A 12,671-nucleotide genomic window follows, 5' to 3' on the forward strand; every position below is an offset into this window, starting at 1 on the left:
GAAAATGATGAAAAAATATATAGCAATTCTCGGCCTGGGTATCCTGGGTCTGACATTCAGCTCTTGTAGAAAGGAGCCTTCATTTAATTATCCTGCGGGGACAGTCGGAATTTCAAAAGTAACACAATATCCTATTTTGACACTCAAAGGAACTAGGGTAATAGTACAACCTATAGGTGCGGCATTTACGGATCCGGGGGCGACGGCTCTGGAAGGAACAAATCCATTGACTCCTGTAGTTACGGGTTCAGTGAATGTGAATGTTGCGGGTGTTTATACCATAACCTATACAGCAACCAATAGGGATGGTTTTCCTGCTTCTATAGCGAGAACAGTAGCTATTTATGATACTAAGCCGGACGCAGTAGCCAATGATTTTTCAGGTTCCTATCTGAGAGCAGCTACCAAAGCGTCGGCGGTATGGACAAAGCTTGCTCCTGGTGTTTATTCAGTTTTGAACCCAGGCGGGGCAGCGGGTGCAACATTGAGTGTAATTGCATTCAATCAAACTGGATCAACTATAAACATCCCTCAGCAAAACGCGAGTGATGGGACGTCAACTGCGTCGGCAAATGAAACTTATAACATTGCAACATCAAGTTATTCATGGGTAATTATTAATCCTGGTTATGGTGGGTCGCTTCGTTCTTTTGTTAAACAATAATTAAACTATTTAAGATGAAAAAATACTTATATATATTGACACTATGTGTGTTTGCGCTCTCATCTTGTAAAAAAGATGCGGGGCCAGGAGGGACGGCAGTACAGAATATGGCGAATGAATGGTGGGTTCAGGTCCAGACTGTTAATCCAACGACAGGTGCTGTTATTGATAATACGGATAAACATTATTATAAGTTATCTACTTATAATACCTCTGATAATTCATCAACTATGATGTGGTTTGATGATAGTGACGCTAAAGGTTACAATGGAGAGAAAATTAAAGTTAATGTTGTTCAATCCAGCCTGACCTTCTCTGTTACAAATGCAGCTGATGTCTCTGGAAATATTCCTGCACCGGGTACAGTGAGTGTAGCTAATGGTAAGATCATTCCAAATGGAGCAGTTGGTCCATCCTCTAAAGCTGTTACAGATGCAATTTCTTATGATGTTACCCTTGCTTCTGATGTCACTCCGGTTATTTATAGATTTACTGGTTATGCAAGGACAAGATTTGTCGGTGATGACCACTAGGCATTAAATTTAACTCATATTAAATCCCCGTGTGATTCTCAGATCATACGGGGATTTTTTAGTTTAAGGCGCATCATTTATCGTTGATTTTTCACTGAAAAATGATAATAACATAAAATAAATGTTAACAAATGTTAAAGCTCTGTGTGATTTTGGGTTGCACAGAGCTTTTTAGTTTAACCGACGTTGATATTAGCATGATTAAGCATAAATAAGGCCTTTTCTTGAGTGAAATTGAATAATTGATAAGAAAGATAATGCAGAACAGTTTGTTTTTGGCGTAAGGTGTTGCTAAAGAGTTAGTTTGCTTTATTTTTTATGTTCCAACATCGAAATTTGAGCTAAAATGCTCAAAATGATGATATTTAGTATTAAATTAGCCGCCAATTAACTATTATTTATAACCTAGACAATTTAATTTATGAAACGACTTATACTAAGTTTGTTCATATTTTTGTGCGTTGCAGGGACTGCATCTGCGCAAGATAGAACGATAACTGGTACTGTTACCGGAAAGGATGATGGGCAACCTCTTCCTGGTGTCAGCGTAAAAATCAAAGGAGCACAGGGCGGTGCTCAAACTGGAATCGATGGTAAGTATGCAATTAAGGTAGCTTCTGGAGCAACAGCAATAGAATTCAGCTCAATTGGCTACGTTTCGCAATCAGTTGCGATTAAAGGGACTATCATTAACGTTAGTTTATTAGCAGACTCTAAGGCTCTTGGAGAGGTAGTTGTAACTGCGAACGCAATTAAAAGAGAAAAAAGAACATTAGGATATTCTGCACCAACTATTAAAAACTCTGAATTGACAGAGGGTGGTAACCCTAGTGCAATCAACTCTTTAGTAGGTAAAGTAGCAGGTGTGAACATTTCAACATCTTCTAATACACCAGGTAGTTCATCGAGAGTTGTACTTCGTGGAGGATCTTCAATCTCAGGATCTAACCAGGCTCTGATCGTTGTTGATGGTGTTCCGGTAGATAACTCAAGTATCACTGGTGGTTCATCCAGCTTAAACAGTGTTGACTTTGGTAACAGAGGAAATGATATTGCTCCTGATGATATCGCTTCAGTTACAGTATTGAAAGGCCCGGCTGCGGCTGCACTTTACGGATCACGTGCTTCTAACGGAGCCTTGATTATTACCACTAAAGGTGGTTCTAAAAACGCGAAGACAGCAATCACATTTAACACTTCAAATACATTTTCATCAGTTTTAAAGTTACCAGATTTCCAGAATGAATACGGACAAGGTTACTATACTAAACAAAATCCGGATGGAACTCCTGTTTATAACGGTGATTTTAGAGAAAACGGTAGCTGGGGTGCCCCTTTTACTGGTGTAGTACAGCCATGGGGACAAATGATTGACGGTGTTCGTCAGCAAAAACCTTATTCAGCAGTAAAAAACAATGTTCGTGACTTTTTCTCAACTGGATTTGCTTCTGATAACAACATTAGCTTTGCAGGTGGTGGTGATAAAACAACATTTTACTTAGGCCTGAACTCTTTGAACTCTAATGGTGTTTTTCCAGGTGATAAAGATGTGTTCAACAAATATGGTGTAAGATTTAACGGTACAGCAGAATTGAGCAAAAAATTCACTGCTGGTATCAATTTTAACTACAATAAAATCGGAAGTAACCAGGTTGCTGGTGGACAAGGTTCTTCATCCGTATTTAACAATGTTCTTCAAACGCCGAGAGATATCAATATCGTTGGGTTAAAAGACTTAAATAATAAATACAACGGTTACGGTTATACAGACGCTAATGGTGTAGTTCAGCCAAATACATATGGTTATTACGGAGCTTATACTCAAAATCCATACTGGGTACTTCAGAACTATGATAACTTTGATGATGTTAGCCGTGTAACAGGAAACTTTAACCTTGCCTATAAGCCGCTTTCATGGCTTGATGTAACTGAAAGAGTTGGTATTGATACCTATTCTGACAGACGCAGAAGTCAGGCTCCAAAGTTTAACTATGTTCCTGCAAGTGTTAACAATGCTCCATATACTACTTCAAACAGAGTTTCAAGTAATGGTGGTTATGAAATCGATCAGTTTAACGTTACCGAACTGGTACACGATTTAATGGTTACTGCTCGTCATAAATTCAATGAAGATTTTGAAGGATCATTCATGTTGGGTAATAACGTTCGTCAAAGATCTGCTACTTCAACTCAGATTTCTACCAATACATCAGGTGGTTTAGTTGCACCAGGATGGTACAATCTTGCGAATAGTAATGGTCCTTTGAATGTTGTTCAGGATAATATGAGCAGAAGAAGATTAGTTGGTCTGTATGCAGATTTAAACTTATCTTATAAAAACTTCCTGTTTGTTGAAGCTACTGCGAGAAATGACTGGTCTTCAACTTTACCTGTTCAGAATAACTCATTCTTTTATCCAAGTGTAAGTGGTTCATTCGTGTTCTCTGAATTGTTGAAAAACTCTTCAATAGCTGATTGGTTAAGTTATGGTAAAATCAGATCTAGCTGGGCTCAGGTAGGTAACGATACTGATCCTTATCAGTTAGCTACTACTTTTGCAAGAGGTCAGATCAATGGAAACTTTGGTAGTACGATCTTTCCTTTAGCTGGTGTTCCAGGATTAATGGCTAACACAACTATCGGAAACTTTAATCTTAAGCCAGAAAAAACAGCTTCTTTCGAAATCGGAACAGAACTGGGTTTCTTCGGTGGAAGACTTTCTGCTGATGTTAGTTATTACAAAAACAAATCTACAAATCAAATTATAAGTATCCCTGTTCCTAATTCAACGGGTTATAGTTTCCAGTTGATCAATGCTGGTGAAATCCAAAATAAAGGGATCGAGCTAAGCTTAAGAGGTACTGTTTTGAAAACTACAGATATTACCTGGGAGCTTACCGGAACTTACACTAAAAACACAAACTTAGTTGTAGACCTTATGCCAGGTATCGAGCAGATCAGTTTAGGCGGACCTGTAGGTGCATCAATTGTGGCAGCTAAAGGAAGACCTTATGGTGAGTTTTATGCTATAACAGATGCAAAAGATGCACAAGGCAGAACTATTGTAGATCCAAAAACAGGTATGCCTCTTCCAACAAGTAAACCACAGTATTTAGGAAGTTATAATCCAAAATATCAGGCTTCATTCGGAACTACTTTCCGTTACAAGCAATTGACTTTAGGAGTTTTATTTGATACTAAACAAGGTGGTGTATTCTACTCAAGAACTAAAGGTACTTTAGGTTTCGTAGGAGCTTCTGCTGAAACTGGTGGTGACAGGTTCAATCAGATCTGGCCTAATTCAGTAGTTCTGGATGCCAATGGTAACAGTGTTCCAAATACAACAACTTACAACAAACAAGATTACTGGAACGGAAGTCCAAATCCTGGAACTAACATAGTTGATGCTTCTTACATTAAGTTGCGTACAGCAAGTCTTAACTATGCATTTACTAAAGATCAGTTAAGACGTACTCCATTCGGAGCGTTATCAATCGGTCTTTATGGAAACAACTTATTTATCTGGACTCCATCGTCTAATAAATATGCCGATCCAGAGGTTAACTCTGCCGGAGCAGGTAACGTACAAGGTTTTGACTTTACAGCACAGCCATCAGTACGTAACTACGGTGTTAATCTAAAAGTTACATTCTAATAAAAGTATTATAGTATTATGAGAACAAAAAATATTTTTAATCCAAAGAAGTTAATGCTTCTGCTCTTTATAGGAGTCATTGGATTTTCGGGTTGCAAGAAGTTTTTAGACATTAACCAAAACCCCAATAACCCGGAGACGGCAGACCCGAACTTGCTTTTACCTACTGTAGAAGCATCTCTTGGTCAATTGATGGGTAATGGATTCCAGGTTTATGGTGGTATGTTCAGCCAATACTGGACACAAAGCCCTAACTCGTCACAGTATAAATTAATTGATCAGTACAATCTGAGAAATACAGATTTTGACCGTACCTGGTTAATTATCTACCGTAACGCATTACAAAATGCTCAATTAATTATCAACAGCAAGATTAGCGGTATTCAGTATACTCAAGGTATGGCTTATATTTTAAAAGCATATACTTTCCAGGTAGCTACTGATGCATTTGGTGATATTCCTGTTGCTGATGCTTTACAAGGTGCTGCTGTAAATGCACCTAGATACCAGGCTCAGTCTGTAGTTTATGATAGTGTTTTTAACTACATTGACAAAGGTATGGCTTTACTTTCTACTACTGGTGCTGTTAATCCGGGAGCACAGGATATTTTATTCCAGGGTAGTACAGCTAAGTGGAAAGCATTTGCTAACACTTTAAAATTAAAAGCGTATTTGCGCCTTTCTAAAGTTAACCCTGCTAAAGCTAGCGCTGGTATTGCTGCATTATATGCTACCACTCCTGCTTTTGTTACGGCTGATGCTTCACTTAAATATATTGCAATCGGTGGAAATGAAAACCCACTTTATAATGAAATGGTTGCATTAAAGCGTGTAGAAAACTTAGTTGCAAGTAATACTGCTGTTAAAGCATTTGTGAAAAACAATGATACAAGGTTATTTAAATTCTATGATCCGATTGCATCAGCACCAGGTGTGATTACAGCAATTGATCAGGGAAGTTATCTTCAAAACTCAGGTAAAGTAGTTTCTCTGCCTTCGGCTTTAGTAGGTGCAAGTCCAAACATCGATGCTTCGGCAATCGCACCAGTAAAGTTAATCTCTGCTGCAGAGAGTGCTTTCCTTCAGGCTGAAGCTGTAGCCAGAGGATGGGCAGCTGGTGATGTAAACGGATTGTATACTCAGGGAATTACTGCTAGTTTCACAGCTACAGGTAACCCTGCGGATGCTCCTGCTTATATTGCAAACGCTCCGGACGGACAAGCTGCATTAACTGCTGCTGGTACTGTGGATGCAAAAGTTAAGGCGATCATTACCCAAAAATACTACGCAATGTGTGGTTTCCAGGGTTTTGAGGCATGGACTGAATATCGCAGAACAGGATATCCTGATTTCCTTGTGCCTTCTGTTGCTCAGGGAGCAGGACAGATGCCACAAAGATTTTTATATGCAAGTAGCGAAGCACTTTCAAACGGAAATTACCCAGGTACAGTTCCTGCATCTACTCCGATGTGGTGGGCAACTACTGGAAACTAATTTTAGGTTGTAACATAAAAAAAGAGGTCATCGTTACGATGACCTCTTTTTTTATGTCTGTATTTTCAGCTCTTTATTTATAAGATAAGCTGACATCGGCATCACCGACTTTAAGAACTGCCGTCCTCCCGATTATCATTGCCCTGTTATCTTCAATATGGCCAACCGGGAAATTATAACAAACCGGATAGTCATATTCTTTTACTATCTCCATAACGACCTCTTCTGGAGTTTGTCCGAAAGGCGTGTCTTCAGGCTTGATCTCATTGAAGGCCCCTACAATCAGACCCTTCAGACCAGCTAGTTTTCCACTGCGTTTCAGCATTCTTAACATCCGGTCAATCGTGTATTCATATTCCCCTACATCCTCTAAAAACAGGATTTTATTGCTGTAATCCATAGCAGATACCGAACCTTCCATCGCGACCAGCAAAGACAGATTTCCGCCGATTATTATACCTTCAGCCTGGCCTGACCGGTTTGGAAAAGAACTCGTATAGCTATAACTAATTTCCTCCCCGAAAAGGGCTCTTCTCAGACTTTCCAAAGACCCAGTGGTTGCCTTTTCAAAAGAGACCGGCATTTGGCCGTGAATACTTTGAGTTTGTAATGCCCCCATCAAATGAGAAAGTAGTGCAGTCGTATCGCTGAATCCCGAGATCCACTTGGGATTGTCATTAAACTTCGTGAAGTCCAGTTTATCAATAATCCGGATACCACCATATCCTCCCCTGGCGGCAAGAATAGCCTTGATACTATCATCATCCAGGAAAGATTGTATATCAGCCGCCCTTAGATTATCATCTCCTGCAAATTGATAATGAGCAGCAGAAACACTTTTACCTGTAATCACCTGGAGCCCCCATCCTTCTAATATGGCTATTGCCGGAGCTATAGAATTCTTTAATTTATTTGCGGGACAAACAATAGCAATTTTGTCTCCCTTTTTTAGGTGGGCCGGCTGTTTAATCATAGGTAAAACACTTATCTTTGACAAAATAATAAAAATAGTTTTGGATAACAGTAAAATAAAAAGATATACCGTTACGGCAGCATTGCCTTATACGAATGGTCCTGTACATATCGGACATTTAGCTGGTGTTTATTTACCTGCGGATACTTACGTGCGTTATCTCCGTTCCAATAAAAGAGATGTTAAATTTGTTTGTGGTTCGGATGAAAATGGAGTTCCTATTACTTTAAAGGCTAAAAAGGAAGGTGTTAGTCCACAAGTTGTCGTGGATAAATACCACAAAATTATAGGTGATTCATTTAAAGAATTCGGTGTGTCTTTTGACATCTATCACCGGACTTCTTCCGAAATGCATCATCAAACTGCTTCGGATTTTTTCAAAACACTTTATGATAAGGGTGTTTTTACAGAAGAAGTGACTGAACAGTATTATGACGAGAAGGCTCAGACTTTTCTTGCCGATCGTTATATCACCGGAACATGTCCGAAATGCGGTAATGAAAATGCGTATGGTGATCAGTGTGAGAATTGCGGAAGTACTTTAAATGCAACTGACCTGATTAATCCAAAATCTACTTTATCAGGAGAGCCTCCGATACGTAAAGAGACAAAAAACTGGTTCCTGCCTTTAGAGAAGTACGAAGCGCAGTTAAGAACTTATATAGAAGGACATCAGGAATGGAAACCAAATGTTTATGGTCAGTGTCAGAGCTGGCTGAATGCTGGTTTGCAGCCAAGGGCGATGACAAGAGATCTGGATTGGGGTATCAAAGTCCCTGTGAAAGATGCTGAAGGCAAGGTATTATATGTTTGGTTTGACGCACCTATCGGTTATATCTCTGCTACCAAAGAATTATTTGCCTTTGGAGGAGTAGAAGGTGTAAATCCAAGAGCAGACGAGTATTATCTGCAAAAAGATAAGGTCGTAAAAGGAAACTGGGAAGACTATTGGAAGGATGAGTCAACTAAGCTGGTCCATTTCATCGGAAAAGACAATATCGTATTCCACTGTATAATTTTCCCGGCGATGTTAATGGCTCATGGCGATTATATCCTTGCTGATAATGTTCCTGCAAACGAATTCCTGAACCTGGAAGGACAGAAAATCTCCACGTCTAAAAACTGGGCAGTATGGTTGCATGAATATCTGACTGAGTTTAAGGATAAACAGGATGTGTTGCGTTATGTATTAACTGCAACTGCTCCTGAAACTAAGGATAATGACTTTACCTGGAAAGATTTCCAAGCCAGAAATAACAATGAATTAGTTGCCGTATTAGGTAATTTCATTAACAGGGTAGTTGTCTTGACCCAGAAGTATTTTGGTGGTCAGGTGCCGGCTATAACAGCGCTGAATGAACAGGATCAGCAGGTCATTGATGAACTTGCATCCTATCCGGATAAAATATCAGCTTCTATCGAAGCTTATCGTTTCAGAGAGGCTTTAACCGAAGTGATGAATGTGGCGCGCCTGGGTAATAAATATCTGGCAGAAACTGAGCCATGGAAAGTTATAAAAACTGATGAAGACAGGGTGAAAACAATCCTGAATATCAGTTTACAGATTGTAGCCAGTCTGGAGATCCTGGTAGAACCATTTTTACCTTTCACGGCTGATAAATTGGTGAAGATGCTGAATTCTCCTGGTCATTTATGGGCAGATGCTGGTAAAATGGATTTATTGCCAGAAGGTCACCAGTTGAACGAACCGGCTTTATTATTCGAAAAAGTAGAAGATACGGAGGTTCAGGCGCAGATTGATAAATTGAATCAAAGCAAGGAAGAAAATATCAAAGCTAACATCGTAGTTACCCCTGCTAAAGAGAATATAGATTTTGATCAGTTTAGCGCAGTAGATATCCGTGTCGCTACGATCATTGCAGCCGAAAAGGTAGAAAAGACTAAAAAATTACTGAAACTGACATTGGATACTGGTATAGATGAGCGTACGGTTGTTTCAGGAATAGCAGAGTATTTTACTCCTGAAGAGGTAGTTGGTCAGCAGGTTAGCTTACTTATTAATCTTGCACCAAGAGAAATTAAAGGAATTTTATCTCAGGGAATGATTTTAATGTCTGAAAATTCAGATGGAAAACTTACTTTTGTGTCGCCTTTACAAAACCATGCGAATGGAAGCGTAATCAGGTAATACAGGTCCCGTAGTTCAACGGATAGAATAGAAGTTTCCTAAACTTTAGATATGAGTTCGATTCTCGTCGGGACCACGGATTTAGCCAGCAGTTGTATATAACTGCTGGTTTTTTTGCTTCAAGGGGTTTGAAAAGGGGCAAGTAAATTTGAGGAGGTTTGATTTGAGATGATCAGTATCAGAATTTCATCTCCAGTTTTTTGCTTTCATCAAAGAGGTTTTCTCAATCATCAAAGATGACCTCCAGATCTCAAAGAAAGGGAATCCAGGTATAGCCAGAATTTATTTTAAATATTTTTTTGAGCATAATTCTTTGACGCCGTAGGAATTGGTGGTTTTTATGTAAGCAGTGTTCAATTCGAGACCTTAAAGGTCCCTTCATTTACTCGCCAAGTGGGGAAATGATGAATTATAGTATGGTAATATGTAAGTAAATGATCTTTTAACGGCAACAAGTCTTAACTTTATCCTATGAAGAAGATATTATTAACACTTGCTATAATAATAGCTGGTTATTCAACATATGCGCAGTATTTGCCGTTAACTGCAGGAAGTAATTATCCTTTGACTGGGACTCTATTCTCTAACAACGTGGAAGCCATTAGGCTTAGCGGTAACAATGTCTACTTGTCAGCTTTTGATTATGTAAATGTGCTAAGGACAGGGTATTTGCAATTTAACCCGGGTGGTTCGATTATTTTAGGTGCCGATAATGCAAGCAGCATAGCTTTAACAGGAGCCAATGTCGGCATTGGAACAATAAATCCACAAGGAAAGTTTGACGTGTATGATGGTAATGGAACCAATGTCATTGCGTACTTTGGAGCAAATAATATCATCAATGCAAAAGGCCTGTACTTAAGTCGTCCCACTGTCAACACTAATCCTGTAAATATTCAAGGTTCGCAAGTAGGCGTTGGTCGTACAGATATCTCTTTACAAGCTGAAGGTGGGAATGTAGGTATTGGGACATCGAATCCACAAGGTCATAAGCTTGCAGTCAACGGAGATATTATTGCGACCTCTGTGATCGTGAAATTATATGGGAATTGGCCAGATTATGTCTTTAAACCAACCTATCACCTCCCGTTGCTAACCGAAGTCAAAGCCTATATTGATCATAATCAACGTTTACCGGATATGCCATCTGAACAAGAAGTTACCAAGGAAGGTATCAACTTAGGTGAGATAGTTAAGCTACAAACCAAGAAGATTGAAGAGTTAACACTTTACTTGATTGAGAAGGAGCAGCAGATAAACGAGATCAATGAAAAACAACGGACCCAAGATGCAAAAGATCAGAAGTTACAAGAACAGCTTAAGACAATGCAGGATCAACTTAATAACATTATGAATCCGAAAACAAAGGCAGAATAATTCTGAATTGTTGATTTTTTGAGAGCGTACTCTACTTAGTAGTAATTGTCTTTTAGTTTTTCAACACCTTCCTTTCCATAAAGCTGATATTGAAGGCTTGTTAAGCGAATAAATGGCTACATTCCTAACTTGTTTTTGCTGTCCAGAAATGTTAAAAGGGGCATTAAAAGTTCGATTGTGGTCTCGTCCACTCCACATTGACATCAAACACAGCGGAAGTTCCTAACGGAACTTCCGCTGTTTGTATTTACGGCCGGTTTTAGGTATTACTCTATATACATAATACTTATACTAACGGCACTCACCCTATTATGTGCCAGATTTTGGTGAAATTGACAGCGAGAAATGGCTATAGCATGCTGTAACTGCAACGATGCATTTACACTTTACATTCAATAAAAAGGCGTGTTTATTTTAAAAAGTTATTTAATATTATTTATTAAATAACTTTACTTCTTAAATTCTATAATGATATGAACATTGACGAGATTGAAAAAGGATTAAATCAATTTCCGGCAGAATACCAACAAGTATTGCAAGCTATTCTGAATATCTCTATTAAAAATCAAGCAATGATAGAGGCTTTACTTGGTTTACAAATTGAACTGCAGGGTGGTAGAGATATGGCTGATAAATTATCATTGCATAAAAATATTGAAAGTAAGATAAACGATCGCTTGTCGGTAATTCAAATTGAAATAGCAAGTAAGTTCAACCAGGAAGATTAAGCATCGGGGCTACAGATTTAGCCAGTTGGTGTATATAACTGCTGCTTTTTTGTTTAAAGGGGTTTCACTTACCGACATGTAGTAACAATATTAATTATGTAATTTGTAGCAATAATTAATGATGCGAATAATTATTATCCAATACATTTTTAATGCGTATAAAGAATTCGATTGTGGTCTCATCCATTCAACAAAGCCTTTAGACGATTGCCCCTCTGTGATTAAATTAAAAGGGACCAAGGTTTGAAGCTTTAACCAGTGATGCCGAAAGGAGCTGTCATCCTTGTTGTAATTCGTAAAAACCCTTCTTTAAGCCGGTAAAGCTTCGCATCGTTGTTAAATAGATTTATCTCAAATTTGGCTTCTACTAAATACCGGTTGTCTCCCAGTTTTTCAACTCTGGTAATTTCAAAATTTGAATTATCCTGAATATCTTTTTTTAATCCCGATCTGATTAATATTGAAAAACCTGGGATGTTGGAAGTTAACCCATCTTTCATGTCATTTCCACGGAACTTAATTGAAATTCCATCCATTGTGTTTTCCTTTTCGAGGTCGACAGCAAATGATTGTTTGCCCAATTTAAAAAGGTTGTAATAATCTTTTGGGGTTAACATCACAGGGCCACCCTGAAGTTGGCTGTCGTTAAACTTCTTTGTGAATAAGATCTCAAAATCATCTCCCCCTTTACTGGACTGAAAGCCACGGGATACAGAATACAGAGTCGAGTCTTTTGCTCCGTACCAATAATATCCACCAGTCTGATAAGCTAATTTTCCTCCTTCGATAACTGTTGGGGAGGACTTTATATTTAAGGGTTGGTTGCCTATCCCAGAGCTATATCGATTATTTAATACATATTGTTTTTCATTTATAGTAAAGGAAACGCTGTCATTGTAATACGCAATTTTTTTATCAACCGGATTAGGTGTAGTCTCATTATTGGTTTTTTTACAAGCGACGATGGAAATCAGTGCTATGGCTAACACTGAGTAACGTTTTATATTTTTCATGTGAGCAAAAATAGAAACAAATAATCTATTAATCGCGATACTTTTATCTAGGTTGAAATTATTTGTACGACAGAGTTAAATTAGG

9 protein-coding genes and 1 tRNA gene are annotated in these 12,671 nt (G+C 38.5%); 8 read left to right on the plus strand and 2 right to left on the minus strand.

The window, feature by feature from the left end; genetic code table 11:
• Window positions 1–4 precede the first annotated feature (4 nt).
• The 4 genes from HDF25_RS08750 (at window position 5) to HDF25_RS08765 (ending at window position 6,346) form a co-directional block, all read left to right on the plus strand.
• The gene (locus HDF25_RS08750; RefSeq protein ID WP_184624365.1) at window positions 5–664 is read left to right on the plus strand and encodes a DUF5011 domain-containing protein; all 660 of its coding nucleotides are present in this window, start codon (window positions 5–7) and stop codon (window positions 662–664) included.
• 14 nt (window positions 665–678) lie between these two features.
• Window positions 679–1,197: a lipid-binding protein gene (locus HDF25_RS08755; protein WP_184624366.1), complete on the plus strand. Its 519-nt coding sequence runs from the start codon at window positions 679–681 to the stop codon at window positions 1,195–1,197.
• 421 nt (window positions 1,198–1,618) lie between these two features.
• Window positions 1,619–4,852 carry a SusC/RagA family TonB-linked outer membrane protein gene (locus HDF25_RS08760; protein WP_184624367.1) on the plus strand — a complete coding sequence of 1,078 codons (3,234 nt, stop codon included), beginning with the start codon at window positions 1,619–1,621 and terminating at the stop codon, window positions 4,850–4,852.
• An 18-nt stretch (window positions 4,853–4,870) separates the two neighbouring features.
• A complete protein-coding gene (locus HDF25_RS08765) occupies window positions 4,871–6,346 on the plus strand; it encodes a SusD/RagB family nutrient-binding outer membrane lipoprotein (protein ID WP_184624368.1) in 1,476 nt (491 codons plus the stop codon).
• Between the two features lie 73 nt (window positions 6,347–6,419).
• On the opposite strand, the gene HDF25_RS08770 is transcribed toward HDF25_RS08765, so the two are convergent.
• Window positions 6,420–7,319 (minus strand): LD-carboxypeptidase, encoded by a 900-nt coding sequence (locus tag HDF25_RS08770; RefSeq protein ID WP_184624369.1) that lies wholly within the window; start codon window positions 7,317–7,319, stop codon window positions 6,420–6,422.
• 40 nt (window positions 7,320–7,359) lie between these two features.
• Between HDF25_RS08770 and metG the strand changes: the two genes are divergently transcribed.
• The 4 genes from metG to HDF25_RS08790 all read left to right on the plus strand — a co-directional run bounded on the left by metG (window position 7,360) and on the right by HDF25_RS08790 (window position 11,573).
• Window positions 7,360–9,468 (plus strand): methionine--tRNA ligase, encoded by a 2,109-nt coding sequence (gene metG, locus HDF25_RS08775; RefSeq protein WP_260409343.1) that lies wholly within the window; start codon window positions 7,360–7,362, stop codon window positions 9,466–9,468.
• Between the two features lie 4 nt (window positions 9,469–9,472).
• Window positions 9,473–9,544 (plus strand) — tRNA-Arg (locus tag HDF25_RS08780).
• Window positions 9,545–9,939: 395 nt separating this feature from the next.
• Window positions 9,940–10,845: a hypothetical protein gene (locus HDF25_RS08785; RefSeq protein WP_184624371.1), complete on the plus strand. Its 906-nt coding sequence runs from the start codon at window positions 9,940–9,942 to the stop codon at window positions 10,843–10,845.
• A 473-nt stretch (window positions 10,846–11,318) separates the two neighbouring features.
• A complete protein-coding gene (locus HDF25_RS08790; protein WP_184624372.1) occupies window positions 11,319–11,573 on the plus strand; it encodes a hypothetical protein in 255 nt (84 codons plus the stop codon).
• Window positions 11,574–11,824: 251 nt separating this feature from the next.
• Here HDF25_RS08790 and HDF25_RS08795 read toward each other — a convergent pair whose 3' ends face one another.
• Window positions 11,825–12,586, minus strand: a complete 762-nt coding sequence (locus tag HDF25_RS08795; RefSeq protein WP_184624373.1) for a hypothetical protein — start codon at window positions 12,584–12,586, stop codon at window positions 11,825–11,827.
• Between the last annotated feature and the right edge of the window lie 85 nt (window positions 12,587–12,671).

It is taken from the genome of Pedobacter cryoconitis (genome assembly GCF_014207135.1).
GTDB classification, from domain to species: domain Bacteria; phylum Bacteroidota; class Bacteroidia; order Sphingobacteriales; family Sphingobacteriaceae; genus Pedobacter; species Pedobacter cryoconitis_D.

What these genes read in the sequence shown, in the direction of transcription:
- HDF25_RS08795 (WP_184624373.1), bottom strand. Translation starts at nt 12,586, where the DNA reads ATGAAAAATATAAAACGTTACTCAGTGTTAGCCATAGCACTGATTTCC.
- HDF25_RS08760 (WP_184624367.1), top strand. Translation starts at nt 1,619, where the DNA reads ATGAAACGACTTATACTAAGTTTGTTCATATTTTTGTGCGTTGCAGGG.
- HDF25_RS08765 (WP_184624368.1), top strand. Translation starts at nt 4,871, where the DNA reads ATGAGAACAAAAAATATTTTTAATCCAAAGAAGTTAATGCTTCTGCTC.
- HDF25_RS08790 (WP_184624372.1), top strand. Translation starts at nt 11,319, where the DNA reads ATGAACATTGACGAGATTGAAAAAGGATTAAATCAATTTCCGGCAGAA.
- HDF25_RS08755 (WP_184624366.1), top strand. Translation starts at nt 679, where the DNA reads ATGAAAAAATACTTATATATATTGACACTATGTGTGTTTGCGCTCTCA.
- HDF25_RS08750 (WP_184624365.1), top strand. Translation starts at nt 5, where the DNA reads ATGATGAAAAAATATATAGCAATTCTCGGCCTGGGTATCCTGGGTCTG.
- HDF25_RS08770 (WP_184624369.1), bottom strand. Translation starts at nt 7,319, where the DNA reads ATGATTAAACAGCCGGCCCACCTAAAAAAGGGAGACAAAATTGCTATT.
- HDF25_RS08785 (WP_184624371.1), top strand. Translation starts at nt 9,940, where the DNA reads ATGAAGAAGATATTATTAACACTTGCTATAATAATAGCTGGTTATTCA.